This window comes from Helicobacter sp. CLO-3 (genome assembly GCF_001854545.1).
Lineage (GTDB): Bacteria > Campylobacterota > Campylobacteria > Campylobacterales > Helicobacteraceae > Helicobacter_B.
Map to the genome: position 1 here is coordinate 18,489 of NZ_MLQN01000012.1, position 25,399 is coordinate 43,887.

Genomic DNA, 25,399 nt, shown 5'->3' on the forward strand with positions numbered 1-25,399 from the left:
AAGCGCGCCTTAACGCACCGCTAGATTTATGAATCAAGCAGGGGAAGGCTTCACACAAGGCGCGCCAGACTCGCTGGATCTTTTACTAGATTCTCTCTATTTTTCTTTCAACTCGCAAGATTATCGCCGCTGCATTGAGATCGCCACGCGGATTTTGGCAAATTTGGCTAGTGTTGGTTTGGCTAGTGCTAGTTTGGCTGGCGCTAGTTCGGGCGAGGCTGCGGATTCTGCGGGCGCTGCACCAGAATCTAGCGCGCAAAATCCCGCTTCAGATGCGACAAGCTCGCCGCACCAGAATCCAGAATCCAAAAACCTCAAAAAAGATTCTGCAAAAGCGGATTCCACCAAACCAAGCCCCGCCAACCCAGATTCCACAAAAATAGATCCCGCCAAAATCGCGCGCGTTTGGTTTGTGTGCGCGATGAGTTTGTATTATCTAGGCGACACTGCGCGCGCTATCGAGTATCTCTCCTATGCGCGCGACCTAGCCCCCCGCGATGAGCCCATCGCGCTAAATCTAGCCGAGCTTTTGCGCTTGCAGGGTGAGCCAGCGCTTGCGGTGCAAATATTATCCGCTCTTTTGCCCTCCAAAAACCCAGACCTCTACTACAACCTAGCCTGCGCGCTAAATCTCCTAGGCGAGAAAGCGCACGCCAAAAGCGCGTATCAAGAGGTGCTAAAGCTTTCGCCAAACGACAAAGACGCCGCGTATAATCTCGCCAATCTCTGCGCGCAAGAAGGCGACACAAAGCAAGCCATCGCGCTTTATAAGCGGTGCGATACTTTGCAGGCGCGGTTTAACCTAGCGCATACCTACACGCTCATCGATGATATGCCGCGTGCTTTGGCGCTGTATAAATCGCTAGAATCTAGCTTCCTGCCCCGCCCGCGCGCACCGCAAGAAAGCGAGGAGGCGTATAATGCCTATCAAGATTCTCGCGCGGAGTTTTATTTCAACTACGCCAATGCCGCCAGATACGCTGGACACACGCGCGAAGCCGAGCGGCTGTATCAGACCTCCTATGCTATCACGCACAACTCCGCGTATGTGATAAACTATGCGTATTTGCTGCTTAGCGTTGGCGTGTTTGAGCGCGGGTTTAGCTACTATCAAGAGCGGCTGCATCTGCCAAAAGCAGCGATGGATAATAGCCGATTTTTCGACTCGCCAAGGCACATCGCGCTAGAAAATCCCGCCGATATACGCGAGCGTATCAAGGATGCGCGCGTGCTTGTTTTTTATGAGCAGGGATTTGGCGATAGTTTGATGTTTGGCCGCTTTATTGATATGTTGCAGTGCGCGCGAAAATTTGTCTTCGTCCAAGAGTCGCTGAAAAGCCTTTTTGCCCTGCGCTATGAGGTGGTGGATAGGGGCTTTGATGATTTTGATTATTGCCTGTCGCTGCCTAGTTTGCCCTATGTGCTAGGTATCTCGATGCTAGCGGATTTCGCGCACAATGCTTCGTATCTGCAAGGGGTTTTGCGCGCGCGAGAATCTAAAGGCGCGGATTTGGCAAATGTGGATTCTGCAAACTTAAATTCTGCAAACTTGGATTCTGCGAATGTAGATTCTGCGAATGCGGATTTTCGTCATTGCGAGGAGCGAAGCGACGAAGCAATCCACAAACAAGCCAAAGGCGAAGTTTCTTTGGCAATCCATAGAGATACCCCAGAACCCACGCACCAAAGCCCAAGCCACACAAGCCACACACCAAGTGCGCAAGCCCCCAAGCGCGCGCTAAAAATAGGCATATTTTTCCACTCCAACCCCAACTTCGCCTACGCCACCTACAAATCCATAAAGCTATCCATGCTCATCAAATGCTTCGAGCAGTGCCGCAAACAAGGGCTAGCTTTCACGCTGCATTGCCTGCAACCAGAGCCGCTAGAATCCATATCCGACAAACACTGCGTCAAAGAGCGCGCCACCACCATAGCCGAGCTTCAAAGCGACGCATTTGGCGATGAGGCGGATTCTGGCCAAAAAATTTTTGGTGACATAGATTCTGGTGCGGATTTTGCCAAAGCGTGCAAAACCAGCGCCAAACCCGCAAAAACCGCCAAGCCCGACAAACTAGGCAAACGCCTAACCTTACACACATACAAACTCCGAGATTTTCTCGATGCCGCGAGCGTGGTGGCGGAGATGGATTTGGTGGTGAGTGTGGATTCTGTGGCGGCGCATTTGGCTATCGCGCTTGGCGTGCCAAGTGCTGTGCTTGCGTATAAGCGGTATGATTGGCGCTGGGGCGAGCTCGCACACACGCGATTTAGGGGCTTTTGTGGCGGGGAAGTTTTCGCGCAATCCGTGTATGGCGAATGGGGAAGCGTGCTAAATGACTTGCGCGCATATCTTTTGAGCCTAGATTCTAGCACCTAATCCTGCCGCGCGATAAGACGCCAAATCCAGCACAACTCACAAACACACAAAACGCGCAAAACTTACAAATCCACAAGGCAAACTTACAAGGCGCAAACATCGCAAATCCGCTAATCTCAAACCGCAACATCACAAAACCCACGCAAAAGCAGAATCTATGCTATAATGCGCGCTTTGTTTGGCTAGCCAAACACAGCAGGCAAATAGCAGGCACACCAGCTAGCCAAACCACCCGCGCCAGCACCAAAACCATTTAACCAAAAAGGACTCACCAATGCAAACCATCCATATAAACGACAGCAAAGAATTGCAAGAAGCAAGAAAAATCATACTCTACTCAACGCTTGTTGGCATATTTCTTGGCTACATCAGCGCATTTGGAAGCCTTTCTATCATCGCATCACCCTTTTTGCTTGTCGTGTATATCGTGGCTTTGGTGGGATTTTATCGGTTTAGCAATCTTTGCAATACCTTCATTTTCCGCCTAATGATTTTTAGCATTTTGCTGCTTATCCTCGCCTCTCTTCTTTCCCCTTTTGCCTTGTTTGTGCCGGGATTTTTGCAAAACGACATCGAAACCTTGATAATAACATCTATCATCTGCATCGCGTATGCATCCATGCAAATATATTTGCTATATCTCATATGCTATGAGCTCGCTGCGCGCACCGGCCAAAAAGAGTTTATCACAGCATTTAGGCTTGTGTGTGTTTGCGCGCTCTTGCTTGTTGTAGGCTTATTTTCATCGACTATGATAGAAAGCGAAAGCCGCACGATATTTAGTAATTATGGCATAGGCAATGGCGGCATAGACAATGGCATAAGCAACTCAAACGCGCGCTCTATTCAAGTCAGCACATTTTCTATACCATATACCATAGCCAAGTTTGTCGCTATCGCTGCGTATGGGTTTTTCATCCTCGGAATCTATAGGATAAAAGAAGTAACCATAAGGGAAGTAAATCAAATAAGGCTTGAGAAGTAAGACTCGAGAAATAACCCGCCACTAAAGCAATGGTGTTTTTGATGTTTTTATGAGCTCGCACTAGAATCGCGCGCCTTATTGGATTCTGGGCGCGCAAAATGCAAAATCTAGTTTTGATTTATTGTTGTATGAGGTTTAATATTTTGCTAGAATCTGGATTTGGTTAGATTCTAGCCACACGAGAATCTAAAGCGTCAGCCAAATTTGGCCAGTAATCTCTAGAATCCAAAACTATTAATCTCCAGAATCCAACTCTGCCAACTTCGCCAAAACCCCAGAATCCAACGCGTGGCAAGAGTCTAACACTCCAGAATCTAGCAATCCACGCGTGGCGAGAATCCAAGCCCCCAAATCGCCACGCATAAAAATCTAAATCATACCAGCGCCAGCGAGATTTGTGGTATATAAGTCACTAGTATCAAGCCCACTAGCATCACCACAAGCCATGGAAGCACAGATATCACCACTTCTTTGAGATCTAGCCCAGTGAGCGAGCTTGCGACAAAGAGGTTTAGCCCCACTGGTGGCGTTATCATCCCTAGCTCCATATTCACAACCATGATGATACCAAAATGCACCGGATCGATGCCTAGAGAAACAGCGATAGGCAGCAACAGCGGCGTCATTATCATCACCACCGAGCTAGGCTCCATAAACTGCCCCATGATAAAAAGCAGCACATTCACCGCGATGAGGAACATCCACCAGCTCATATTTTGCTCGATCAAAAACTCCGCGATATGATGCGGGATGCGCTCGCTTGTGAGGAAATGCGCAAACACCACAGCACTCCCGATGATGAGAAATATCATCGCTGTCGTGATCGCCGCATCAAGGCAGACATTATAAAGATCTTTTAGCTTCAGATCCTTATACACAAAAACCGACACGATAAACGCATACACCACAGCGATCCCCGCCGCCTCTGTCGCGGTAAATAGCCCGCCATAGATTCCGCCAATCACCACAAAAATAATAAGCAGCGCCCAAAACGCGCGGAAAAACTGCTTGGCGCGCACTTTTATAGATTCTGGTTTGGAGGCTTTGTATCCCAGCCTTTTTGCGCCAAAATACGCATAGACCATCATCATCCCGCCTATCATGAGCCCGGGGATTATCCCTGCGCGGAAGAGCGCTTCGATAGATATGGTGATTTCTTTGCCATTGAGATCGCTTAGCCCGCTTGCTGTCACGCCATACACTATCATCACAACTGAAGGCGGTATCAATATCCCAAGACTCCCGGCTGTCGTGATAGCGCCTACAGAGTAGGATTTGGGATAGCCTGCTTCTCTTAGCGCTACAAACATCACCGAGCCAATAGCCACCACCGTCGCTGGCGAGCTACCACTCACTGCTGCAAAAATGATACAAGCCAAAATCGCACTCATTGGCAGCCCGCCGGGCAGATGCCCCACCAGCGAGCGCGCAAAATCCACTATGCGCTGCGCCGCACTTCCTTTGCTAAGCAATGAGCCTGCTAGGATAAACATAGGAATCGCCATGAGCGTGGGTTTGAACGCGGAGATAAAAATATCTGGCACGCCGCTAATATCATGACTAGTGAAAAGCACCATACACACTAGCGAGCTAACCCCAAGTGCCACCGCCACTGGCACGCCGATGAGAATCAGCGCAAATAAAACGATAAATAATACAGCTATACTCATTTTTGCTCCTTAAAGTTTAAAGCCTATTGCGTTGCGTTTGTAGCGCTTGTTTGCGTTCGCTTTGTATCTGCGTTGCATCCGCTTTGTATTTTTTGGCATTTTTCTCGCATCTGTCTTGCCTTGCTTCACTTCACTTTGGCTCGATTTGCGATTATTCTTTTATCGCGGTGTCGTGGATTATCTCATCTTGCGTGGCTTTGGCGACTTTGTCCGCTGGCATCCATGAGACTTCATAGATTTTCTCTATCACGCGATATGTCGCGCCGATGAAAGATAGCGGCAAGCACACGAGGAAAATCCACAGCGGCACATCATGCAGCGCCTCCGAATACCGCCCCAGCTCATAATACAGCTCGCACACCTCAAACCCAGCCCACGCCATAAACGCCAAAAAACAAGCGCTCAAAATATGCGAAAATATCACGCTTGCTTTGGCAAGTGCGGGCGGGAAGCGCTCCACGAGTATCATCACTGAAATATGCACGCCCTTGCGGAATCCATACGCCGCGCCAAATAGCGCGCTCCACACAAAACAATAAGTCGATACCTCCTCGCCCCAAGTGAGCGAATGGATGCCCGGATAAAAGCTCGCGACAAAGCGCGTGGCGACATTTACAGCGACTATCAGCACGCCGATGACTAGCCCAAAAACAGCGATGTTTTTGTTTATCGAGGCGATGATGACATCTAGGATTTTGAAAAACTTATTGACGCCCGGGCTCAAATGCGCCCATTTGAAAGGCTTTTGCAGCACAAGCAAAAATGATATGATGAAAGATTTTATAGAATCCATGTTGCTCTCCTTATGTTGGGGTTTGGCGGCTTTGTGGCTTTTGGCGATTTTGGCTTTATTTGGTGCTTCTGGTTTGGTGCTTCTGGTTTGGCGACCGCATTTTGCGTTCTTGTTGCTCTGCATTTAGCCAAACTCGCGCTTTTCTGCGCTTTTGCCAACCTGCGCCATTTTGCCAATCACACCGGCAAAATCCAGAATCCAAAAGCGCAAAAATGCGCTACTTCGCTTTCTATATTATCGAGATTACAAATATTTGGCTTTAAATCTTAGCATAATCTCGCGCGTTATGTATCTATTTGTAATAAAATGCCTTAGCGCGTGTTTAGATTTGTATATCATTACTTTTTTCTTTGTGCATTTATTATGCAATACGCTAATTGGCTTTGGCAAGTTCTTATATTTTTGTGTTATATTTTAGTCAATACGTTTGGCATAGTTTTGAAATCTTATAGTTTCATAAAAATATTCTTATCAAAAAAGTTTCTTGGATTCTAAGAATTAGGCTTTATTTAATTTTTGTACCTCGCACTAGCACATTTCATTGAGCGCCTACATTTTAGCTTGCACCGGGAAAGCGTTTTTTCTAGCATTTCTATCATCTTTGGCCATACATATTCTAGTAAATCGATAATATTTTGTATTTGTTATAGCTATAATCCTGCGCATAAAGCTTTTTGCCAAAAGACTTTAGGGGGGATAAAACTATGCAAGCCCTCGATAAATACGCCAGCTATCATTTGCTCTATAAATATTATTCAAGCGATAGTTTTGCCAATGAGGCAGGAAGTTCAAAAGCTTTTTAGTGATTTTGCAAAGAGGTTTTTTGAGATAAATCTCAAAAAATCAAAAAGACATTGGCGATTTTACATTGGTGCGTAATGAGCGCATGGGTTACGCCGGCATCGCAGGCGTGCTGTGTGGCGCTGGACTTTACGCGCGAGTATGGGCACCCAATACGGATGATGCCCGCCATGCTGGCTACATAGGAGATGAGGCATCAACCTATGTGTCTTTTGCAATGCTTGGCGCGCTGGTTAAAGTATGGGATGTGTTGAGTGGTTCTAGCCCATTGTAAATTGCAATGATGGTTAAAAACAAAACCCGCAGAATCCGCGCTCTAAGCGTGCTTATTTGCGAGAGGTGGGGGTGTCATGGTGGTATGCCACTGTGCCTGCGATGTCGCTTAGTATCGCGCAAGCTGCCTCGCTAGCGCTTCCCATCGCTGTCGTCACCATAGAAGTCACGCCAGATGCGATGCCAGCGACATATGCGCCGGGTTTGAGCTCTTGGCGCCCGCTCCACTCTAGGCGCACTTTGTTTGGGCGCGGGATGAGCGTGTGAGGGCGCACAAACTCTTCAAATCCCTTGATGTCAAACGCCCCAGCGCCCGTGGCGAAAATCACATAATCGCTTTTGACTTCATCAAATCCTGCGCCTTTTGTGACGAAGCCGCCTTTGCTGCCGCTTACAGATTCTGCCTTGCCGCTGATGTAGCGCACTTTGATGAGCGAGTCTATCTGGCTTTTGATTTGTGCGTAGATGTCATTGGCGAGCGCGCCTTGTGGGAACATGGGGGCGTTGTATATCGCGGCGGCGCGCAAATCGCCTTTGCCCTCATCGATGATGGTGATGTCAAAATCTAGATTCTCGCCTTTGGCAGATGCGAGGATGAGCGCACTTGTGAGTCCGGCGACACTGCCGCCGATGATGGTTATCGATTTTTTCATAAATGTCCTTTTTTGGTTGATTGGGATAGACTGCTGCGGCGCGCTTGGAGGCGATAGCCTAGAATCTGCTAGAATCTAAGCGCGGCTTTGGCAAGTCTTCGCGCATTGTAGTAGAAAAATGGCAATGGTTTTTAAATTGATATAGATTTTGTTTGATTTGGATTCTAGTGCTTGGATTTGGATTTGGCGCTTAAATCTAGATTCTAGTGCAGAATCTAGCGCGATGATTTGTGATGATTTACAAAAAGTTGGCTTTTATATTGCTAGAAAATTATTTATTTGCTAGACTTATAAGTTTGTTGTGTGGTCGCACAGTGGAATGTTGTGTAGCGGAATGTCGCGATAGCAGAATCTAAAGCGCGCGATTTGCTAGAATCCAAAGTAGCAAGCAATCTGCGCGCTAAGCGCATCAAAGTGGCGCGCAAATCTAGCGCGCATTCAGCGCAAAATCCGGATAAATCCGGCATAAATCTAGCGCGCAAATCCAAAATCGCCAAAGAGTCGTCAAAAGAGTCATCAAAAATCGCCCAAAATCACCAAAGGAAAAGGACAATTACATGTTTAGAAGGTTTAAAACAGAGATTTATACATATTATAAAATGGGGCTTTTGGCGGTTATGTCTATCGCTGGGCTGGTGCTTATGGGGCAGAGCGAGACAGCGCAAAATATCCTCTCTGGCCTTGCGATATTTCTGCTTGGCATGGTGTTTTTGGAGGATGGGTTCAAAGGCTTTAGTGGAGGGATTTTGGAAAAGATTTTAAAAAAGTTTTCTGACACGAAGCTAAAATCTATCCTTTTTGGGCTAAGTGCCACAGCTATCATGCAAAGCTCCACGCTTGTGACTATTCTCACGCTTTCTTTTCTCTCGGCGTCTTTGGTAGGGCTAGGGCAGGCGCTTGGCATCGTGTTTGGCGCGAATATCGGCTCTACGACAAGCGGGTGGATAATCGCGGGGATTGGCGTGAAGATGAATGTCTCCGCGCTCGGCTTGCCGCTCATCACGCTTGGTGTGATGCTGCTTTTTGCCAAAAGCAAGAATCTAAAATCGCTTGGCTACATTCTCGCAGGCATCGGGTTTTTTTTCCTAGGCATTTCATATATCAAAATCGGCTTTGAAAGCTATCAAAACTTCGATTTAAGCGCGATTAGCTCGAATAAAGTCTGGGCGTTTGCGATATTTTTTGGTATGGGGATTTTGATAACCTCTATCGTGCAGTCAAGCTTCGCCGCGCTTACTATCATCATTTTGGCCCTTAGCACGGGCAGTATCTCTTATGATGACGCGCTGGCATTAGTCATCGGGACAAATGTAGGCGGCGTGGTCACGGCACTCATCGCCTCCATATCTTCTAGCGTGGATGGGCGCAGGCTCGCTATTGGCAATACTTTGTTTAACCTCGTCATCGCGGTGGTTTGTATTATATTTTTGCCTTGGTTTAAAGAGGCGGTGGATATTTTGGCGGGATTTTTTGGCTTTGGCGAGAGCGATTATGCGCTAAAAATCGCGCTTTTTCACACGACTTACAATGTCATCGCTGTGGCGATGATGACGCCTTTTATCCCGCTTTTTGAGCACTTTTTGTGCTCGTTTATCACGACTTCCAAAGACGACTCTGACTATGCGCGATATATAGATTTCGATCTCATTCCTTACCCAAATACCGCCAAAGAATGCCTGCAAAAAGAGGTTTTGCACCTTTTTGATAATACTATTTTCATCCTAGGCGCGGTTATTGGTGCGAGCAAGCAGGAATTGTTAGAATCTAGGCTAGATGAGAAGTTTTTCGACTCGCCAAAGCGGCTAAAAATAAACGCCGATGAGCTAGAAAATCTCTATGAGAAAAAAATAAAAAATATTTTTAATGCAATAATTGATTTTTCTACACATCTGCGCACTAGCTATGATGATGACAAATCGTTTTGCGCAGAGATTGCCAATCTGCAAAAAGCCTCGCGCAACCTCGTAGAAGCGACAAAAAATCTAAAAATAATCAAGCCAAACATCATCAAAAACTCCGCCGCTACCAACAAAACTTTGCAGCAAGAATACACCAATATCCGCGTGCTTCTCGCACAAACGATATATGATCTAAAAATCCTGCAAGATGAGAATCTAGCGGCGTTTGATGCCACGAGGGCGCATAAGCCAAACCGCGCGCAAAACATCGCCGCGCAGCGCATGGCGGGTGAAAATATACAAGAGGGCATCAAGCATATCAAAAAAGATCTCAAAACGATAAATTCTAAATCAATCTATACCATCCAAGAGCTCATCAAATCGCGCAAAATCACCTCCGCGCAGGCTACTTCGCTGCTAAATGACATCGCCTTCAGCACTGAAGCGCTAAAAGAAATCGTAAATGCTGCAAACTGCATCGTGAAATACGAGAATCTGCTGCTGGCAAACAACGCTTCGCTGGCTGATCCTACCGATGAAAATAGTATGCAAAATATCCCGCTGCAAGTGGATGCCGGTGTGGAAAGTGTGGAGGCTGGCGCGGGTGCAGAATCTGGCGCGGCTTTGGATTCTGGTTTGATAGCAGAATCTAGTTTGGATGACAGCGCAAAATCTAGCGATAATCCAAAATAAAAACATAAAATATCAAGCCAAAAATTGCAAGATACATTAACCAAAATAAAATTGCAAAATAAAATCGCAAGAGAAAATTATAAGAGAAAAATATAGGCGAGACAAAATCGCAAAACAAAATCGTAAAGCAAAATACAAAATAATCGCAAAAATAAAATATAAAAAATAAAATTATAAAAACTGCGATTGCAACCAGAATCTAATACCAGCGCAAATTTTATAAACGCGCCTTAACCTTAAGCTACTTTATAGATTCTAGTCCTTGCTTGTGGATTCTGTATATTTTGTCGCATTTGTTGGCGATTTCTTCATCATGTGTAGCGATGATGAGCCCGGCGGCATTGGCGCGCAAATAGCCAGTGATGGCATCCATCACGCTATGTGCGGTGGTTTTATCTAGATTACCCGTGGGTTCATCGGCAAAGATAATGCGCGGCTTTTTTAGTAGCACGCGCGCGATAGAGAGACGCTGCTGCTGCCCGCCGCTAAGATCTGCGCTACTTTGGGCTAGCGTGTGTGCGATGCCAAGGCTCTCAAGCAGCGCCATATCAAGCCGCTCTTTGGCTAGTATCGAGCCTACTTGCAGATTTTCTATCGTGCTAAATCCGCGAAAAAGATAATGCGCCTGAAAAATCACGCCGATTTCATAGCGCAGCAGCCTAAGCCGCTCGGCACTTTTTAGCGCATATATGTCGCTATGCTCGAGAATCCCCACGCGCCCGCTTTTTGGCGCTAGCAAAGTGGAGAGATTTGCTAGCAGGGTGGATTTGCCAGAGCCAGACACGCCAAGGATCGCGATAGATTCTGCGCGATTTAGCGCTAGATTTACGCCCTCATAAAGCAGTGTGTCAAAACTATGAGAAATATCATTTGCTTGAAGTAGCATGATTTGCCTTTGTGTGGATTGCGCGCTAGATTTCTTGCGCCTCTTGCCAATTATTTTGCTGCGCCTCTTGCGCCTCTTGCAAGATTTCTTGAGTGGCAGGCGCAGAATGCGGAGAATCCAGCCTGTATCGCACGCGCTCGCTCAAATCATCGCCAAAAATAAGCGGCGAGATGATACCAGAATCTGATTTGTTCGCAGCGTGCAAAATGGTGGTGCGATGCGCCCTCGCGCGGTATTTTAGCAGTATGCGCTGCATATAGGGCTCGATGCTTGGGTCAAACCAGCCATTATTGCTAATCATCACCATATATTTGCCTATTTTTTCATAAAGCGCCTCGCTCGTGCCCTCATAGCAAATCGCGTTGCGCCACACTTTGCCAAGTGCCACAAAATCCTGCGGCTCGCTCGCATTGCCAAGCCCATCTTCTATGTCAAAAAACGCTTTATACAGAGGCTTTGCGATAAAATCTGGCAGCGGGATGCGCTCGCCAAAGGGCGCCAAAACGACTTTATTTAAAATAGTTATCTCGCCATTATTAAACACATAAGAAGAATTTAACACCATAGAATAAAAATCATCCGGATCGCTAGCACTAAGCGCGCCAAGCACGATGGCAATGCGATGTGAGCGCGCTTGAAGCTCGCGCATCATATTTTGCTGGAATGGGGCATTTTCATTTAAAATATAGGGCAAAATCGTCTCTGGAAAAATAATCATTTTTTTGGATTCTAAAATAGCAGAATCTATGGCATCTAGCACCTTTTGATTTACCGCTTTTGCGCTGTTTGTTTGCCATTTTATGCCTTGGTCTATATTGCTTTGGACTAGATAAATATTTTTATGCAAAAAATCATCGGATTTGGCGGGTTTTGCGCTGTTTTTGGCAGATATCGGCGCGCTAGAATCTAGCCTAGAATCTAGATTGCCAGAATCCAAATGTGTAGCAGAATCCAAATGCGCGCTAGATTCTGCTATATACGCGCTTTTGCTCCACTCTGCTGCCATACAAAGCAAAAGCACTCCAAACACCAAACGCGCGCTAGAGGCAAAAATCACGCGACATTTATTTCTGCCAAAAGCCTCGATACGAGGCGCCACCAACGCCGCCGCGCACAAAATAAAAATAAAATCCCACGCCCCCACGCCAAAAAAACTATAAGAAAACCACGCTTGCGGCACAAACCAATCAAAGCCAAAAGGCTTCATCGCCCCAAGTATCAATAAACTAAAAATGCGATAGATTCTGCTATCAAAAAATAATGCCAAATAAAATAAAACAGCATAGCCAATCCCTATGCTAAACGCCACTATCGGCATCAAAAAAACAAAATCTGTATATCTAAATGACAGCCCTATCCAATAAAATAAAAAAATCCCCATAAAAAAGCCAAAATATGCCCCAACTTTTCTAGGCACCACAAACCACACAACAATCGCCAAAAATGCCAGCACACTCATCGCTATCAAGGCTAACACTTGGCTCACACCACTTGCATCTATATCAAAAAATCTCGATAGAAAAATAAAGCCATACACCCACAAGCTAAAAATAACTGCTAGCAGCGCTCCAAAGGTAAGTCTAGCGCCAAAAATGCGCCATGAAGTAGAAGAAGTGGAATCTAAATGCAAAAAATCTTTTAAAAAAACTTTGCGCGTGAGGGTTTTTGCGATAAATGATTTGGCATTGTGCGATGATTTTGTATCGCAACTTTGTGTCGCAAAGCTATCGCGAGAATTTTCGCCAGAATTTTTGCCGGCAATTTCGTTAGAAGTTTCACCAGAAGTTTTTGCAGTTTGAGTAATGCTGTCTGAAGCCTTGTTTTTTTTCAAAATCTTTACCTTGATTTTATGTATATTTGGCTAGAATGGTAGCCTTTTTAAGCTAAATTTTGAGTAAAGAGCGCGTATGAATTATATAGATGTTGCATTGATAGTGCTTATTGTTGTGATAGGTTTTCGCGGGTTTGCATCGGGCTTTGTCGCGGAGTTTTGTAGCTTGGCGGGGATACTGCTTGGCGTGTATTTGGGCTCGGTGTTTGCGGTGCCTTTTGGCAGCGCGCTAAAAAGCATTTATGATTTCAATAGCTACACCATACACACCGCGCTTGGCTTTATCATCGTGCTTTTGGTGTGCTGGCTGATTTTTGTGCTGATTGGCATTATTTTGGCTAAAAAGTTGCAGTTCTCTGGGCTAGATTTTATCAACAAAGCGCTTGGATTTGTGTTCTCCTCTATCAAGGTGTTTTTTGTGTTTAGCTTCATTGCCTATGCGATTTCTCATATCAATTTCGTCAAAGAAAATTTCGCCAAAAAAGCGCAAGAAAATAGCCAAATGTATGTGAATATGATAAAAGTCGCGGATTCTATCATGCGCTTCCCGGTGGTGGATGAGACGCTGCAGAATCTAGGCGATATCACAGAAGGCAAGACGACTGCCAAGAGTATCCAAGAAGGGCTAGAGCAGGTCAAAAAAACCACGCAAGATTCTGCGGCTTCGCTGACTGGCGACAATAAATAAGGGATTTGGCAGATGGGAATATTTGAAAATACCTATATCGCACAACGCATCCAAAAAGCGCAGAATCTGCGCGATATGGGGCTGAATCCTTATCGCAACGGGCTAAAAAGAACGATAACAAATAGCGAGTTTCTAGAAAAATATAAAGCGCTGAAATCACTAAAAGAAGTGGCAGAATCTAGTGGCGTGGCTAGCGGGACTAATGTGGCTAGCGCGGCGGATTCTGCGGATTCTGCTAAACCCCTAGAATCTACCAAACCCATAGAATCCCAAAAGCCCTTAGAATCCATAGTCGGGCGCGTCAAATTTATGCGCCTCATGGGTAAAGCCTGCTTTGTCAAAATCGAGGATGAAAGCGGGATTTTGCAAGCCTATCTGTCAAAAAACGATCTGGGCGATGCGACTTGGGAAGTGGCGAAAAAACTGCTAGAAGTAGGCGATATCGTGCATATACAAGGCTTTGCATTTGTCACCAAAACAGGCGAGCTAAGCATCCATGCCGCCAGCCTTGCCATACTCACAAAGTCGATAATCCCCCTGCCAGAGAAGTTTCATGGGCTAACCGATGTCGAGCTGCGCTACAGACAGCGCTATGTCGATCTCATCATGAATCCAAAAGTGCGCGAAACCTTCGTGCTAAGGAGCAAAGTCGTCTCTTGCGTGCGTAGATTTTTCGAGCAAAAGGGCTTCCTAGAAGTAGAGACGCCTATGCTGCATCCAATCCCGGGCGGCGCGAATGCCAAGCCATTTATCACGCATCATAATGCGCTAGGCGTAGATAGATACCTAAGAATCGCGCCAGAGCTGTATCTCAAGCGCCTTATTGTGGGCGGTTTTGAAGCGGTGTTTGAGCTAAATCGCAACTTCCGCAATGAGGGCATGGATCACTCGCACAATCCCGAGTTTTCGATGATAGAGTTTTATTGGGCGTATCATACTTATGAGGATTTGATAGCGCTTACCAAAGAGTTTTTTGACTATCTGCTAGAGAATCTTGGGCTTCCTAAGATTCTGCCTTTTGGCGAAGCGGATGATAGCGATGATACAAGCGCGAGCGATGGCGCAGATGACACCATAAACACCGCCAGCGCCCAAAGCCAAAACACCCAAAACACCATCGACTTCACCAAATGGCAAACTATGAGCTATCAAGAAAGCCTAGAGCGCATCGGCGGCATCGCACAAGAAATCATAAGCGACCCTGCAAAACTTCGCCAATACCTAGAATCTAAAGGCGTGAGACTTGAGCCAAACGCCAATTATGGCAAGCTGCAAGATGAGGCATTTAGCGAGTTTGTAGAATCTAAACTTATAAATCCCACTTTTATCACGCATTATCCTATCGAGATAAGCCCGCTTGCGCGCCGCAACGATGAGAATCCAGATATCGCTGATAGATTTGAGCTTTTTATCGGCGGCAAAGAAATCGCCAATGGCTTTAGCGAGCTAAACGATCCGCTCGATCAATACGAGCGCTTCCTAGCGCAAGTGCGCCAAAAAGACGCCGGCGATGAAGAGGCGCAGTATATGGATGAGGATTTTGTAAGTGCGCTAGGCTATGGTATGCCGCCGACTGCTGGGCAGGGCATAGGTATCGATAGGCTTGTGATGCTGCTTACAAACGCCAAAACGATAAAAGATGTGATTTTGTTCCCAGCGATGAAGCCGCTAAATAGCGACTCTAGCGCCAAGGAATAAGCCACTAGAATCCACCCAACCAAACAAAAAGGAGAATCCATGTCTTACCTCATCGAGCAAATCGACAAAGAAATTTATGACCTCATCGAGTGCGAGCTCGTCCGCCAAAACGAGCACCTAGAAATGATCGCTAGTGAAAACTACACATTCCCAGCAGTCATGGAGGCTATGGGTAGCGTGCTTACCAACAAATACGCTGAAGGATATCCGGGCAAGCGCTATTATGGAGGCTGCGAGTTTGTCGATAAGATAGAATCTATCGCGATAGAGCGCGCCAAAAAGCTTTTTGGCTGCAAGTTTGCCAATGTGCAGCCGCATTCTGGTAGCCAAGCAAATGGCGCGGTGTATAATGCACTGCTTAAGCCTTATGATAAGATTTTGGGGATGGATTTGAGTCATGGCGGGCATTTGACGCATGGCGCCAAAGTCAGCCAAACCGGGCAAATATACCAAAGCTTTTTCTATGGTGTGGAGCTTGATGGGCGCATCGATTATGATAAATTGCGCCAAACAGCGCTAATCGTGAAGCCAAAGATGATTGTTTGTGGATTCTCGGCTTATACGAGGGAGCTTGATTTCGCGAGATTCCGCGCGATAGCTGATGAGGTGGGCGCGATACTTATGGCAGATGTCGCGCATGTCGCGGGGCTTGTCGTCGCTGGCGAATACCCAAACCCATTCCCACATTGCGATGTGGTAACCTCCACCACGCACAAGACTTTGCGCGGACCACGCGGCGGGCTTATCCTCACAAACAATGAAGAATACGCCGCCAAAATCGACAAAAGCGTATTCCCCGGACTTCAAGGCGGACCGCTTATGAATATCATCGCAGCAAAAGCGGTAGGATTTAGAGAAAATCTCAAGCCAGAGTGGAAAACTTACGCCAAGCAAGTGAAATCAAACATCAAAAAAATGGCAGAAGTGCTCGTCTCTCGCGGATATGACCTCGTAAGCGGCGGGACAGATAATCACCTCATTTTGATGAGCTTTTTGCAAAAAGATTTTAGCGGCAAAGATGCTGATTTGGCACTCGGAAACGCTGGCATCACGGTAAATAAAAACACCGTGCCCGGCGAAACGCGCAGCCCTTTTGTCACTAGCGGAATCCGCATCGGCTCGCCAGCACTCACCGCGCGCGGGATGAAAGAAGCAGAATTTGCATGGATAGCGGAGAAAATCACGGATATTTTGGATAATATTAGCGATACAAAACTTCAAGAAGCCATCAAAGCAGAGATAAAAGAGCTCAACAAGGGGTTTGTCGTCTATAACAAGCCCATTTTTTAAGGACACAATATGACAGAAATGGATTTGAAGCTTATCACAATGCACACCTCCTTCTACTATAAGAAGGTGGATGGCATCGGTCAGAAGGTGCATTACAATGCGAGGCTGCTTTTTGATAAATTTGAGAGGGTGAATAGCCCGCTCACAAGCCCTATCATACGCGACCACTTCGCCAAACGTATAACCGTCGCGCACAGCCTCATACTGCCCGGCGATAAAGTGGAGAATCTAGTGTTTGATTATAATGGCAGAAGTCCGGATAGATTCTACCAAAAAGCCCAGCTTTTGCTGCGCAATGAGGGCTTTATCAACTTCACCGCCTACACCACCAAAACGCCCGGACACCTGCATCTTTATGTGCATAAAGGGCATACTGACCTTGGTGAAGGGCAGCGACTAGCCAAAATCCTATCCATGAAGCTAGCGCAGAAAACGCCGCTAGAGTGGCGCGTATTTCCTACCAATGATTTACCTAGAGAGTTTAATATATTGGCGCTTCCTTATGAGATTTTTGCAAAAGAGCGCGGGGCTTCTTGGGCGAAGCATATGTAGCAAAAGAGTTTATGACAAAAGCAAGGAGAATTTATGACAGAAGATAGAAAAGAGTTGAGCGAGATTCTGCTTGGCAACACCAAACAATCATCCAATGGCAAAAAAGCCGTGCTTATCGTCATCGCATCGATTGTCATCATCGCGGTGGTGGCGTTTGGTATGTGGAAGCTACTAGGCTCCAAAGAAGAGAAAGTAGCAAAGCCTAGCAGCATCGTAGATACTGATATCATGAAGCCAGCCACGAAGGATTTTGGCGATGATTTTGGCATGGGCAACAACCCTAGCTCAAATGACTTTGGCTCGCTAGATTTTGCCAATACGCCGCTGCAGCCGCAGGATTTGGGATTTGGGCTAGAAAATGATGGCGCAAATGATGCAAATAATGGCTTTGGGCTACAAGATGACATAAATAGCGCAAATGCTGGCAATAGCATAGATGATGCGCTAAAGGCTATAGAAGATAGCATAAAATCCGAGCCACAAAAGCCAGCACAAACTGCCAAAGAGCCCGCCAAACCAAGCGCGCCAGCTGCAACCAAAGATAGCGCAAAAGAACCAGCCAAAAGCACACCAAAAGCAGAATCTAAACCGGATTCCAAAATAGATTCTAAACCAGCAGCTAAAGAGCCTGCCAAGCCAAGCGCGCCCGCTCAAAGCACAGCAAAAGATTCTGCCAAAGAGCCAGCAAAACCAGCGCCAAAAGCGGATTCTAGCAAAGATTCCGCAAAGGATTCTGGCAAACTAGCACAAGCCCACGCACCAGCTCAAAATACGCCCGCTCAAAGCGCATCCACTCAAGCGCCAGCACCCGCCAGCACTTCTAGCGCGCAAACCACCGCGAGAAATGGTTCTGCGCCTACGCAAGGATTTTATTGGCAAGTGGGCGCGTTTGAAAAAGAGCCAAACGCCGAATTTATGGCGCTTATCAAAAAATACCCCTATCGCATCCAGCACACCAAAATCGACAATATCCCCACCACGCGCTACCTCATAGGTCCATACGCCAGCCGACCACAAGCGCCAAACCGCGAAGAAATCGCCAACATCTTCAAAGAAAACCCTACCCCTGTCGAAATCCAATAGCAGGGGCGATGACCCCTTCATCTAGCGGTCAAGGATACTGCCCTTTCTAGGCAGTTACGGAAGTTCGAATCTTTCAGGGGTCGCCAGTGTTTTATTTTTACTTGCATATTTTTACAATACAAAACCCAAGCTTATATTGTCACAAGGCTAGAATCTAGCACACAACAAAAGGACATAAATGCCAAATTTCAATGATTTTATTTCTGTATTAATCGCGCTTGCTTGCATTCTTGCTGGTTTTATTATTTTGCAGCGGCTTAGGCGCATTTTTTATCAGATTTTTTATCCAAAATCTGCGCGCTACCAAAAACCATGGCAAGCCCAAAAGGGCAAAAGTCTAAGTTTTGGCGAAAAAATAGATCTCATATCAAATGCAAAACTTGAGGCAAAAAATCCGCTCAATCTTCAAGAAATAGAAATATTTAAAGCACTTATTTTTGAAAAATCACTGCAAAATAGTTTTAGTATCCTGCCACAAGTGGCGATGAAGGCTTTTATCAAAAATCCAAAAGATGATGAGGTGTGGAAAACTTATGCGGGCTTTTATGTGGATTTTTTGCTAGCAAGAAGAGATTTTAAAAATGAGAAAAACACTCTCGCGCCAGTCGCTGTAGTGGAGTTTTATGGCAGCGGGCATTATGGTGTCGATAATCCAAGTGAAGAGCATAAAAAATCCGTGCGCAACAATGATGATATAAAAAAGCAGATTCTGGATAAAGTAGGGATAAAGCTTTTTGTGATAAAAGGCGAGATGATTTATAAATATGTGGATAAAAAAGAAGAGATAGACAAAGACAAGCTAAAAGCAGAAATCGATAAAATCACGCAAGAGCTTTGCAAGGCCTAAAATCTGCAACAGATTTTTGAAATTTATCACAGCTAGCCAAATCACCCTTTTATGCCTATCATTTTGCCTATCGCCTTATATCTATCCGCTTTTATTTGCCTACTTCACGCACTCCACATAGAGGCTCGAGCAGCCTTTATACGCGCTGCCATCTTGGTTGATATCTAGCAAATATTGATTAAAGTCTGTGATATCAGAGGTTTTAAAATCTAGGATTTTGATATTTTTATACCCCGCTTTACCAAGCAATCGCGACATCGAGAAGCTATCATAAGCCCATTTGTGCCGCTCACCAATACTTGTGTTTATAAAAATCTCATCGCGCAAAGTTTTTGGAATCATCGCGCGCAGGGCTTTTAGATAGAGAGATAGGATTTTGTTGGCGATTTTATCCGCGCTTAGTTTTGCTAGCTTTGATTTTAGTTTGGCGATTTTTGAAGCGCCACTTTTCCCGGCACAAGCCCCATCTGCTAGCACATTTTCCCCCACGCGCTCTTGTATATACGCCGCTAGCGCCACATCTTTGTCCTCCCTTGTGCGCTCGAAGCACTCAAGCATCTCCCCGCCGCTTTTCATCCGCACCATTTGGTCAAATATCTCTATCATCATCCAATCATAGCGCTTTTCGCAATCTTTGAAATCCAAAACACCAGAATCTATTTTAGGCGACAATGTTTTAGATTCTGGCACTTTGGATTCTAGCATCTTAGAATCTGATGCTTTAAAATTTAGCGTTTTAGATTCTAGCGTCCTAGATTCTGGCAGGTTGCCCCCCCCCCCCGATATTTGCAGCAAAATCACTGGATTCTGCTTTTCTAGCTTTTATGGCTTTGCTAGCCTTTAGCGCGCCCAAAGCTTGCAAGTAGCCCTCGCACATATTTTCCAAATCCGGCACAACCACGCGCAAAATCCCGCCCGGCTTCAAAACGCGGCTGATTTCTTTTAGGATAGATTCTGCATTGCGCGGTGTCAAATGCTCCAAAAAATGGCTGCTATAAGCCACATCAAAATGATTGTCATCATAAGGCAGGCGCTTTAGCAGATTTACCTTTTTGACTCGATTATCCATAGGGCTAAAATCTATATTTTCCCAGCCCTGCGCTATCCTGCTTCCGCAGGCAAAATTTAGCATTTTCATAGCATTCCTTTATTGTAGTGTGGTATTGCGCGCGATACTAGCCCAAAAGTCGTTAAAAAGCGCTTAGGATTCTGGCGTTTTGCCCGCCACTTGTTTGCCACCTTTGATTTATGTTTGGCTATTTTTGACTTAGAAAAAGCCCTAGCAGCACCAGTGCGCCGCCTAGGATCATCTGCGCGCTTAGATTCTCGCCAAGCCAGATGGTAGCTATCAGCACGCCAACCACAGGTATGGCATAGATATACGCGCTTGCTTTGATGATGCCAAGCCGCTTTAGACTCGCATTCCACGACAGATAGCAAAGCGCGCTTGCCACAAGCCCCAGAAACGCCAAAAGCGCCAAATATCGCACCTCAAAAAAAGCGCGACAAATCGCTAAAATCAGCAGAGCCTAGCCCAAAAGGCAGCGTAAAAATCACGCCATACAAAAATATCTTGCGTGTGATAGCAAGGTGCGAGACGCCGCGACAGAGGGCAAAAATCCGCTGCAAAATGATAGTGTAAATCGACCAAATAAGTCCCGCCAGCACGCAAAGCATATCGCCAAAAAGCGACACGCTAAACGCCAAGCCGCCACTTTGCACTACTAGAAAAATCCCAGCGACTGCCAGCACAAAGCCAAGCACAAAAAGCCTTTTTAGCCGCTTGCCATAGAGCAAAAAGCATAAAATCGCGGTAAAAATCGGGCTGATAGACACCAAAATCGAAGCATTTGCCGCGCTTGTGTGCGATAGCGCGATATTTTCCACCAAAAAATACAAGCACGCCCCGCTAAGCCCAGCACCCATAAATAGCCACTCTCTGCCAAGCCCCTGCCACGCGAGCGCGCGGATATGGAGCGCATAGCAAAGCACGCACAAAAATATAAAAGCTATAAAAAAGCGCAAAAGCAAAATCTCGGCCGCAGCGAAGTCTTGCAGCAAAATCTTCGTCGCGCTAAAAGTGCCACCCCACACAAAAATCGTAAAAATCGCTAGCGCGTGTCCTAGAAGCAGCGAGCGGGCTTGCGAGGTGTTTGACATGTGGATTCTAGTTGGTGGATTTTGGCGTGGATTCTGGGTTGGTATCTTGTCTAGAATCCTGCTTGGTTTTTTGCGTGCGCCGCCATGCGTTTGTTTGCGTGGTGCTTGTCCGCAAGTTGTTTGTCTGTATAGCAGAATTCGCGCGCGCAGAATCTAAAACATCGCAGTCTAGCATATCGCAATCCGGTGCGCCAAAATTTTGCACGCCAAAATCCTGCCAAAGCGGCGCTATCTCGCCAATCATCGGCGTGACAAGCGCAAAAGAAAGCTCATCACGATAACGCTCATACAACCTAGCGATGCACTCCAGCGGCTCATACCATTTATGAAATGAAAGCTGAAATTTGCAGTTGTGTATAGGCATCATCGCGCGCGCGTGCAGGTCTTTGGCAGCCTGCAGGCACTCATTGGGGAAGCTATGCACCTGTGCCCAGTCCTTGTTATACTGCCCATTTTCCAAAAACGCCATATCTATCCGCCCAAACCGCGCGCCAATCTCTGCAAAATGCGAGCCATACCCGCCATCGCCGCTTAAAAATATGCGCTTGATATGCGTTTTGTGAGGGGTTTTGAAGCTATCAGAATCCACGCCGCCAGAATCTAAGCCCATAGAATCCACTTTCGCAGATTCTACACTTTCAGACTCCTCACCCCCGCACTCCAGCACAAAAGACGCCCAAAGGCTCGCATTCATATCCACCATTTTGCGCCCAGAAAAATGCCTAGCCGGCAGGCAATACACGCGAAGCGCCTCATTTAGCGCCATATCCTCGCCCCAGTCCAGCTCAAAAATCCTGCTAGGTTCTATCCCCCATTTTTGCAGATATTTTCCCACGCCTAGTGGCACGATAGCCAGCCCCACGCGGCGCGCTAGGAGTTTGATGCTTTTTTTGCTTAGGTGGTCGTAGTGGTTGTGTGTGATGATGAGGTAATCGATATCGGGCAGGTTGCGCGAGCTGTAGATGTCCGCACCCTTGAAGGGCTTGATGATGAAAGGCAGCGGCGCGGCGGAGCCATCGAGCACCGGGTCTATCGCGATAGTCTTGCCGCCTATACAAAAAAGTAGCGATGAGTGCCCAAACCACACGAAAGAATCGCGCTCTGGCACAAACGCGCGCAAATCGGTTTTGACGCTGGGGATGATGATGTCGCGATGTCGCATGCCTAGGATCTCATAAAACACGCGGGCTTTGGATTTGGGCGCGGATTCTAGCGATATGGATTCTGGTGGGATTTGCAGAAGTGGCGGGGTTTGTGGAGATTGGGGGTTTTGTAGTGGTGAGTTTTGCGCGGGTTTTGGCGCGGATGTGGCTGGGGCGTGCGCGGCTGGAGTGTGCAGAATCTGATCTTGCCAAAATGGATTTTGCAAGCTTAGATTCTGCGCCTTTGGATTCTGTGTTTTTTGGCTTTTGGGCGCGCTGTCAAATTTTGTCATATTTTTGGCGATGCTTTGTATAGGCGTCTCTAGCGTGGTAGGCTCGATATTGCGCGCTTTACCATCGATGAAATGCTTTGATTTGGCGATGCGCGCTTGGCTGTGGGCTACATTATACGCGGGATTTGCGTGCGCTAGGGCAGAATCTAAAGGGGGCGTGGAATCCAAGGCGGGTGCGGAATCCAAAGGGTTGGCTTTTTTCATAAATTCTCCTTATATGATAATGATATGATTGTTTTGTGCGTGAATCTGGCGCGTATTATAGCATTTGCGCGTGTGAAATATAGCGCGGATTTTGGTAGTTTGGCTATAATGGCGCTTTTATTTTGCCACTTTTGGCGCGAGTTTGATGGGGGATTTGGCGCTAGATTCTGCCTAGATTCTCGCAAAATCTCTAAAAACCCTCGCGGATTTTGGAGTATAAATTTTGGAGTATATATGATTGATTGGGATTTTATCATTTCTCATTTTTATCTTTTCAAAGGCGCGCTGTGGCTGACGCTGCAGATTTCAGCGCTTGGCATTGCACTAAGCGTCATCATCGGCGCGATTTGCGCGGTGGTGCTGGTAGAGACAAAAGATATCCACAAAAGCGCTAGTATAGATTCTGCACCTGCTACGCGCGCGCATACGCCTTTGATGAGCGCATTTTTGCGCGCACTGCGCCTTGTCATCAGCGGCTATGTCGAGCTTTCGCGCAACACACCCTTGCTTATCCAGCTCTTTTTTCTCTATTTCGCCCTGCCAAAAATTGGCATAAAGCTTGATGCCTTCAGCTGCGCGGTGGTCGGGCTTGCGTTTCTTGGCGGCGGGTATATGTGCGAGGCGTTTCGCGCGGGGCTTGAGAGTGTCAGCAGATCGCAAGTAGAATCCGCGCTCAGCATCGGGCTCTCGCGCTTTGGCGTGATATGCTTCGTGCGCGCCCCGCAGGCGCTTGGCGTGGCGATGCCGGCTTTGAGTGCGAATGTCATTTTCCTCATCAAAGAAACCTCTATAGTCGGCGTGCTCGCACTTGGCGATGTGCTGTATGTGAGCAAAGATATCATTGATCTCTATGGCAAAACTTATGAGGCGCTCATCATGCTAATAGCGATATATCTGGTGATTTTACTGCCGATATCGCTGGTGTTTGGGGCGGTAGAGTCGCATTTGAAAAAGCGGATTTAGGGGCTGGATTCTAACGCGAGAATCTAAAAAACCACAAAATAAAGGCACACAATGACTACGCTAACACTTTTTGAAGGCGCAAATCTCTGGCGACTGCTGCAAGGGCTAGGCGTTAGCTTTGGCATCGCGCTTTTGTGTATCGCCTGCTCGATTTTCATCGGGCTCATTGTCGGTGTGATGATGAGTGCTAGATTCTGGGTGCTGCGCGCGCTGTGTAAGGTGTATCTAGAATCTGTGCGTATCATTCCTATTTTGGCGCTGCTTTATGTGTGCTATTTTGGCTTGCCGCAGTTGCTTGATATCAGCATTTCTAATGTGTTTGTGGCGGTTTTGGTGTTTAGCATTTGGGGCGGGGCGGAGATGGCAGACCTCGTGCGCGGCGCGCTTAGCGGGATACATCAGCATCAGAAAGATGCGGCATTTAGCCTGGGGCTTGGGTGGCTGCAAGTGCAGGCATTTGTCGTGCTACCGCTTGCTAGCAAGCGGCTGATCCCGGGGCTTATAAACCTTTTCACCCGCATGATAAAGACGACTTCGCTTTTGCTTTTTATCGGTATCGCGGATATTTTGCAAGTGGGGCGGCAGATCATCGAGGCAAATCGCCAGCTAGAAAGCGCGCCTTTTGTGATATATGGAGTGATACTTTTGGCGTATTTTGCGATGTGCTATCCGCTAAGCAGGCTCTCTAGGGCGCTAGAGCGGCGCTGGGACTCAGAGCTGAAAGGCTAAATCTTAAGGAGAATCCATGCAAGAAATATCAAAAGAAGCATCGCAAAAGGCATCACAAAATGCGTCATCACAAAAGACATCGACGCAAAAGGCATCGGCACAAAATGCATCAACAAAAGAAGTGCTAAAAATCGAGCATCTCTACAAATACTATGGCGCGCATCTCGTGCTAGATGATATCAATCTGTCGGTAAAAAAGGGCGAGGTGCTAACCCTCCTAGGACCTAGCGGCTGTGGTAAATCCACGCTTTTGCGCTGCATAAATGGGCTTGAAGAGACGCAAAAGGGCGCTATATACCTAGAAGGCGCGCAGATAAACACGCCAAAAACCAAGTGGCGCAAGGTGCGCGAGCAGATAGGGATGGTGTTTCAAAACTATGAGCTTTTCCCGCATCTAAATATCGAGGAAAACATCCTGCTAGGACCGCTAAAAGTGCAAAAACGCGCGCGCAAAGAGGCGCAAGAGGAGGCGCACGCATGGCTCAAACGCGTGGGGCTAGAATCCAAAATCAAAGCCTATCCAAAAGAGCTAAGCGGCGGGCAAAAGCAGCGCGTGGCTATCGTGCGTGCGCTGTGTATGAATCCAAAAATGATGCTTTTTGATGAGGTGACGGCGTCGCTTGACCCGGAGATGGTGCGCGAGGTGCTGGATGTGATGCTCGAGCTTGCGGATGAGGGGATGACGATGATAATCGTGACGCATGAGATGGGGTTTGCCAAGGCGGTGAGCGATAGGATAGTGTTTGTGGATATGGGGAAAATCGCGCAGGAGGACACGCCTAGCGAGTTTTTTGCCAATCCAAAAACTAAGCGCGCGCGGAATTTCTTGCAGAGTTTTGATTTCAAAGTAAAAAGGACGCGTGGCGGGGTGTGAAAGTGCGTGGCGA

The 25,399-nt window shown here is 46.8% G+C and carries 24 protein-coding genes and 1 tRNA gene; 13 read left to right on the top strand and 12 right to left on the bottom strand.

All coding sequences use genetic code 11. From position 1 onward, the window contains the following. The first annotated feature begins 28 nt into the window (after positions 1 to 28). Complete coding sequence (locus BKN38_RS04485) at positions 29 to 2,380, top strand: lipopolysaccharide assembly protein LapB (RefSeq protein ID WP_070957707.1); 2,352 nt, start codon at positions 29 to 31, stop codon at positions 2,378 to 2,380. A gap of 274 nt (positions 2,381 to 2,654) precedes the next feature. Next, complete coding sequence (locus BKN38_RS04490; RefSeq protein WP_066453758.1) at positions 2,655 to 3,365, top strand: hypothetical protein; 711 nt, start codon at positions 2,655 to 2,657, stop codon at positions 3,363 to 3,365. 234 nt (positions 3,366 to 3,599) lie between these two features. On the opposite strand, the gene BKN38_RS11800 is transcribed toward BKN38_RS04490, so the two are convergent. The 5 genes from BKN38_RS11800 to BKN38_RS04525 all read right to left on the bottom strand — a co-directional run bounded on the left by BKN38_RS11800 (position 3,600) and on the right by BKN38_RS04525 (position 8,022). Then, entirely contained in the window at positions 3,600 to 3,728 is a 129-nt protein-coding gene (locus BKN38_RS11800) for a hypothetical protein (RefSeq protein ID WP_256325534.1), read from the bottom strand. Positions 3,729 to 3,739: 11 nt separating this feature from the next. After that, the gene (locus tag BKN38_RS04495) at positions 3,740 to 5,035 is read right to left on the bottom strand and encodes a TRAP transporter large permease (protein WP_066453760.1); all 1,296 of its coding nucleotides are present in this window, start codon (positions 5,033 to 5,035) and stop codon (positions 3,740 to 3,742) included. 151 nt (positions 5,036 to 5,186) lie between these two features. After that, entirely contained in the window at positions 5,187 to 5,828 is a 642-nt protein-coding gene (locus tag BKN38_RS04500; RefSeq protein WP_172798592.1) for a TRAP transporter small permease, read from the bottom strand. Positions 5,829 to 6,955: 1,127 nt separating this feature from the next. After that, the gene (locus BKN38_RS04520; protein ID WP_066453771.1) at positions 6,956 to 7,555 is read right to left on the bottom strand and encodes an FAD-dependent oxidoreductase; all 600 of its coding nucleotides are present in this window, start codon (positions 7,553 to 7,555) and stop codon (positions 6,956 to 6,958) included. 275 nt (positions 7,556 to 7,830) lie between these two features. Continuing rightward, positions 7,831 to 8,022 carry a hypothetical protein gene (locus BKN38_RS04525; RefSeq protein WP_143000203.1) on the bottom strand — a complete coding sequence of 64 codons (192 nt, stop codon included), beginning with the start codon at positions 8,020 to 8,022 and terminating at the stop codon, positions 7,831 to 7,833. 90 nt (positions 8,023 to 8,112) lie between these two features. Between BKN38_RS04525 and BKN38_RS04530 the strand changes: the two genes are divergently transcribed. Next, positions 8,113 to 10,146, top strand: coding sequence for a Na/Pi cotransporter family protein (locus tag BKN38_RS04530; protein ID WP_066453783.1), 2,034 nt, complete (start codon positions 8,113 to 8,115; stop codon positions 10,144 to 10,146). 241 nt (positions 10,147 to 10,387) lie between these two features. Here BKN38_RS04530 and BKN38_RS04535 read toward each other — a convergent pair whose 3' ends face one another. Continuing rightward, positions 10,388 to 11,032: an ABC transporter ATP-binding protein gene (locus tag BKN38_RS04535; RefSeq protein WP_066454065.1), complete on the bottom strand. Its 645-nt coding sequence runs from the start codon at positions 11,030 to 11,032 to the stop codon at positions 10,388 to 10,390. 25 nt (positions 11,033 to 11,057) lie between these two features. Next, on the bottom strand, positions 11,058 to 12,863 hold the full coding sequence (gene lnt / locus BKN38_RS04540; RefSeq protein ID WP_066454068.1) for an apolipoprotein N-acyltransferase: 1,806 nt from the start codon (positions 12,861 to 12,863) through the stop codon (positions 11,058 to 11,060). A 76-nt stretch (positions 12,864 to 12,939) separates the two neighbouring features. Between lnt and BKN38_RS04545 the strand changes: the two genes are divergently transcribed. From BKN38_RS04545 to BKN38_RS04575, 7 genes are all read left to right on the top strand, one after another. Continuing rightward, the gene (locus BKN38_RS04545) at positions 12,940 to 13,551 is read left to right on the top strand and encodes a CvpA family protein (RefSeq protein WP_066454070.1); all 612 of its coding nucleotides are present in this window, start codon (positions 12,940 to 12,942) and stop codon (positions 13,549 to 13,551) included. An 18-nt stretch (positions 13,552 to 13,569) separates the two neighbouring features. After that, positions 13,570 to 15,249 carry a lysine--tRNA ligase gene (lysS, locus tag BKN38_RS04550; protein WP_066454134.1) on the top strand — a complete coding sequence of 560 codons (1,680 nt, stop codon included), beginning with the start codon at positions 13,570 to 13,572 and terminating at the stop codon, positions 15,247 to 15,249. A gap of 39 nt (positions 15,250 to 15,288) precedes the next feature. Next, on the top strand, positions 15,289 to 16,539 hold the full coding sequence (locus tag BKN38_RS04555; RefSeq protein WP_066454072.1) for a serine hydroxymethyltransferase: 1,251 nt from the start codon (positions 15,289 to 15,291) through the stop codon (positions 16,537 to 16,539). A 9-nt stretch (positions 16,540 to 16,548) separates the two neighbouring features. Then, positions 16,549 to 17,091, top strand: a complete 543-nt coding sequence (locus BKN38_RS04560) for a DUF1882 domain-containing protein (protein WP_070957708.1) — start codon at positions 16,549 to 16,551, stop codon at positions 17,089 to 17,091. A 33-nt stretch (positions 17,092 to 17,124) separates the two neighbouring features. Next, a complete protein-coding gene (locus BKN38_RS04565) occupies positions 17,125 to 18,174 on the top strand; it encodes an SPOR domain-containing protein (protein ID WP_066454084.1) in 1,050 nt (349 codons plus the stop codon). A gap of 10 nt (positions 18,175 to 18,184) precedes the next feature. Further along, a tRNA-Glu gene (locus BKN38_RS04570) sits at positions 18,185 to 18,260 on the top strand. 92 nt (positions 18,261 to 18,352) lie between these two features. Continuing rightward, complete coding sequence (locus BKN38_RS04575) at positions 18,353 to 19,021, top strand: DUF2726 domain-containing protein (protein ID WP_066454086.1); 669 nt, start codon at positions 18,353 to 18,355, stop codon at positions 19,019 to 19,021. Between the two features lie 99 nt (positions 19,022 to 19,120). Here BKN38_RS04575 and BKN38_RS04580 read toward each other — a convergent pair whose 3' ends face one another. The 5 genes from BKN38_RS04580 to BKN38_RS04595 all read right to left on the bottom strand — a co-directional run bounded on the left by BKN38_RS04580 (position 19,121) and on the right by BKN38_RS04595 (position 22,820). Beyond that, complete coding sequence (locus BKN38_RS04580; RefSeq protein ID WP_256325535.1) at positions 19,121 to 19,822, bottom strand: methyltransferase type 11; 702 nt, start codon at positions 19,820 to 19,822, stop codon at positions 19,121 to 19,123. Beyond that, positions 19,773 to 20,159: a methyltransferase domain-containing protein gene (locus tag BKN38_RS04585; RefSeq protein ID WP_070957709.1), complete on the bottom strand. Its 387-nt coding sequence runs from the start codon at positions 20,157 to 20,159 to the stop codon at positions 19,773 to 19,775. Before BKN38_RS04585 ends, BKN38_RS04580 begins: the two co-directional genes overlap by 50 nt. A 118-nt stretch (positions 20,160 to 20,277) precedes the next feature. Then, positions 20,278 to 20,502 carry an EamA family transporter gene (locus BKN38_RS10275; RefSeq protein ID WP_158655933.1) on the bottom strand — a complete coding sequence of 75 codons (225 nt, stop codon included), beginning with the start codon at positions 20,500 to 20,502 and terminating at the stop codon, positions 20,278 to 20,280. Positions 20,503 to 20,512: 10 nt separating this feature from the next. Further along, entirely contained in the window at positions 20,513 to 21,181 is a 669-nt protein-coding gene (locus BKN38_RS04590; RefSeq protein ID WP_082942446.1) for a DMT family transporter, read from the bottom strand. 7 nt (positions 21,182 to 21,188) lie between these two features. Then, positions 21,189 to 22,820, bottom strand: coding sequence for an MBL fold metallo-hydrolase (locus BKN38_RS04595; RefSeq protein WP_066454091.1), 1,632 nt, complete (start codon positions 22,818 to 22,820; stop codon positions 21,189 to 21,191). A gap of 24 nt (positions 22,821 to 22,844) precedes the next feature. Between BKN38_RS04595 and BKN38_RS04600 the strand changes: the two genes are divergently transcribed. The 3 genes from BKN38_RS04600 to BKN38_RS04610 are packed head-to-tail and all read left to right on the top strand — an operon-like array spanning position 22,845 to position 25,386. Further along, complete coding sequence (locus BKN38_RS04600) at positions 22,845 to 23,783, top strand: amino acid ABC transporter permease (protein ID WP_324737479.1); 939 nt, start codon at positions 22,845 to 22,847, stop codon at positions 23,781 to 23,783. Between the two features lie 51 nt (positions 23,784 to 23,834). After that, positions 23,835 to 24,512 (top strand): amino acid ABC transporter permease, encoded by a 678-nt coding sequence (locus BKN38_RS04605; protein ID WP_066454093.1) that lies wholly within the window; start codon positions 23,835 to 23,837, stop codon positions 24,510 to 24,512. 16 nt (positions 24,513 to 24,528) lie between these two features. Further along, a complete protein-coding gene (locus tag BKN38_RS04610; protein ID WP_082942447.1) occupies positions 24,529 to 25,386 on the top strand; it encodes an amino acid ABC transporter ATP-binding protein in 858 nt (285 codons plus the stop codon). The last annotated feature ends 13 nt before the right edge of the window (positions 25,387 to 25,399 follow it).

What these genes read in the sequence shown, in the direction of transcription:
- BKN38_RS04585 (WP_070957709.1), bottom strand. Translation starts at nt 20,159, where the DNA reads ATGAAAATGCTAAATTTTGCCTGCGGAAGCAGGATAGCGCAGGGCTGG.
- BKN38_RS04590 (WP_082942446.1), bottom strand. Translation starts at nt 21,181, where the DNA reads ATGTCAAACACCTCGCAAGCCCGCTCGCTGCTTCTAGGACACGCGCTA.
- BKN38_RS04485 (WP_070957707.1), top strand. Translation starts at nt 29, where the DNA reads ATGAATCAAGCAGGGGAAGGCTTCACACAAGGCGCGCCAGACTCGCTG.
- BKN38_RS04525 (WP_143000203.1), bottom strand. Translation starts at nt 8,022, where the DNA reads ATGCCGGATTTATCCGGATTTTGCGCTGAATGCGCGCTAGATTTGCGC.
- BKN38_RS04560 (WP_070957708.1), top strand. Translation starts at nt 16,549, where the DNA reads ATGACAGAAATGGATTTGAAGCTTATCACAATGCACACCTCCTTCTAC.
- BKN38_RS04495 (WP_066453760.1), bottom strand. Translation starts at nt 5,035, where the DNA reads ATGAGTATAGCTGTATTATTTATCGTTTTATTTGCGCTGATTCTCATC.
- BKN38_RS04535 (WP_066454065.1), bottom strand. Translation starts at nt 11,032, where the DNA reads ATGCTACTTCAAGCAAATGATATTTCTCATAGTTTTGACACACTGCTT.
- BKN38_RS04600 (WP_324737479.1), top strand. Translation starts at nt 22,845, where the DNA reads ATGATTGTTTTGTGCGTGAATCTGGCGCGTATTATAGCATTTGCGCGT.
- BKN38_RS04530 (WP_066453783.1), top strand. Translation starts at nt 8,113, where the DNA reads ATGTTTAGAAGGTTTAAAACAGAGATTTATACATATTATAAAATGGGG.
- BKN38_RS04490 (WP_066453758.1), top strand. Translation starts at nt 2,655, where the DNA reads ATGCAAACCATCCATATAAACGACAGCAAAGAATTGCAAGAAGCAAGA.
- BKN38_RS04545 (WP_066454070.1), top strand. Translation starts at nt 12,940, where the DNA reads ATGAATTATATAGATGTTGCATTGATAGTGCTTATTGTTGTGATAGGT.
- BKN38_RS04575 (WP_066454086.1), top strand. Translation starts at nt 18,353, where the DNA reads ATGCCAAATTTCAATGATTTTATTTCTGTATTAATCGCGCTTGCTTGC.
- BKN38_RS11800 (WP_256325534.1), bottom strand. Translation starts at nt 3,728, where the DNA reads ATGCGTGGCGATTTGGGGGCTTGGATTCTCGCCACGCGTGGATTGCTA.
- BKN38_RS04520 (WP_066453771.1), bottom strand. Translation starts at nt 7,555, where the DNA reads ATGAAAAAATCGATAACCATCATCGGCGGCAGTGTCGCCGGACTCACA.
- BKN38_RS04565 (WP_066454084.1), top strand. Translation starts at nt 17,125, where the DNA reads ATGACAGAAGATAGAAAAGAGTTGAGCGAGATTCTGCTTGGCAACACC.
- BKN38_RS04605 (WP_066454093.1), top strand. Translation starts at nt 23,835, where the DNA reads ATGACTACGCTAACACTTTTTGAAGGCGCAAATCTCTGGCGACTGCTG.
- BKN38_RS04595 (WP_066454091.1), bottom strand. Translation starts at nt 22,820, where the DNA reads ATGAAAAAAGCCAACCCTTTGGATTCCGCACCCGCCTTGGATTCCACG.
- BKN38_RS04500 (WP_172798592.1), bottom strand. Translation starts at nt 5,828, where the DNA reads ATGGATTCTATAAAATCTTTCATCATATCATTTTTGCTTGTGCTGCAA.
- BKN38_RS04555 (WP_066454072.1), top strand. Translation starts at nt 15,289, where the DNA reads ATGTCTTACCTCATCGAGCAAATCGACAAAGAAATTTATGACCTCATC.
- BKN38_RS04610 (WP_082942447.1), top strand. Translation starts at nt 24,529, where the DNA reads ATGCAAGAAATATCAAAAGAAGCATCGCAAAAGGCATCACAAAATGCG.